The sequence below is a fragment of the Aminobacter sp. P4_H6_2 genome (genome assembly GCF_056400805.1).
In genome coordinates, this window is record NZ_JBFUKO010000990.1 from 1 (window position 1) to 1,259 (window position 1,259).

Here is a 1,259-nt window from a genome sequence, read left to right on the forward strand (position 1 = left end):
ATGTTTCGATGGATTGCACGTTGTCAGTCTTCCAAGGTTTGATAGCTTAGCGACGTATGGAGTTGGAATGGGGTGTTCTGGGATGCGAACTGTTGTCGGTGTCGCGCTTGCGTTGATCGGACTTGCAGGGTTCGATGCGGCGGCTTCGGGTCGCCCAGCAGATGATTTTGATCCCAACAAATACCGACAGATTTCGCTCTTTTGCCCTGGCTCCAATGGCGGGGTGCTAGAGGCGGAGTTCAAAGTGCCATCGGGCGCAAACTTTAAGCTGATCGGCAGGTTTCAAGATGCCGGATGGAACGCAAAACTCGAAATAGTCGAGTTTGAGCTTATCAGTGGCTTTGACCAAACTGGCAGTTTCGCAATCGACCTGCGCAAGAAGAACTCCGAGGAAGAAAACGCAATCGCGGCTCACGCGCTCAATTTCATCAACCCCACTATGCTCAAAGTCTGTCGCGGCTCGATAGATGTGAAAGAGCGCTTCCAGGAAAAGCTGAGAAAGAACGCGGAGCAGTAGGCAATCAAAGCCCGAGTCTCTGCTTCACCTCTGTCGCCTTTGCGTCGACGATTGACACCCACCGCTGCGCCACCATCGTCACCCATGGTCGAGGAGCATTGCCGCGCGCCCCATAATGAACGTAAGCGGCATAGTTCGCCGTGTAGCCGAGGTAGATCGTGTCCCCGAGATCCGCGCTGTTGATCACCAGCAGCATATCGCCGAGATCGGCCGGCACTGACATTCCGGGATTGGCCCGGTTCAGCGTTGGCATAGCCGTTGTCGAAGCCATCAGCGAGGAACGGAGAAACCCCGTGTCGCCGACAGGTACGAGTTGGTTCAGTTGCGACACGGCTTCCTTGAACACCGCCTCAATCGCACCTTCGACTTTCTGGGCCCACTGACCGACCGTCGCAGCGAAGCTGGCCATCAGCGCACCAGCTGAGCGACAAAGTCGATCTTATATTCGGCGAAGCACTTGCAGCCGATGGTGTGGCGCGTTGGCGTGCCCGGAGCATGCGGATATAAGCGACGACCATGGGAGTTGCCGCGCAGTGGGGCATATCAAGTGTGGTGGTGAGGGCGGTGACGATTCGAACTTTTCACCGCCAAATCCCGCCGCTTCTACGCTTTTCACACATAAACTATCTCCTGCTCTTCTCACGAGCGCGGTCTGGGTGGCTAAAGCGTACTATGGAGGGAAACCGGCGGCATCTGGCGCGCCCGGCAGGATTCGAACTATCTGATGGCTGTGAGCCTATTG

Annotated in this window: 2 protein-coding genes; one reads left to right on the forward strand and one right to left on the reverse strand. The window is 56.2% G+C overall.

What is annotated here, in order from left to right:
• A partial coding sequence (locus AC1DUU_RS32355; RefSeq protein WP_476787374.1) for a hypothetical protein occupies window positions 1-517 on the forward strand: 517 nt, incomplete at its 5' end.
• 4 nt (window positions 518-521) lie between these two features.
• Here AC1DUU_RS32355 and AC1DUU_RS32360 read toward each other — a convergent pair.
• Window positions 522-926, reverse strand: coding sequence for an HK97 gp10 family phage protein (locus AC1DUU_RS32360; RefSeq protein WP_476787375.1), 405 nt, complete (start codon window positions 924-926; stop codon window positions 522-524).
• Window positions 927-1,259 lie beyond the last annotated feature (333 nt).

What these genes read in the sequence shown, in the direction of transcription:
- AC1DUU_RS32360 (WP_476787375.1), bottom strand. Translation starts at nt 926, where the DNA reads ATGGCCAGCTTCGCTGCGACGGTCGGTCAGTGGGCCCAGAAAGTCGAA.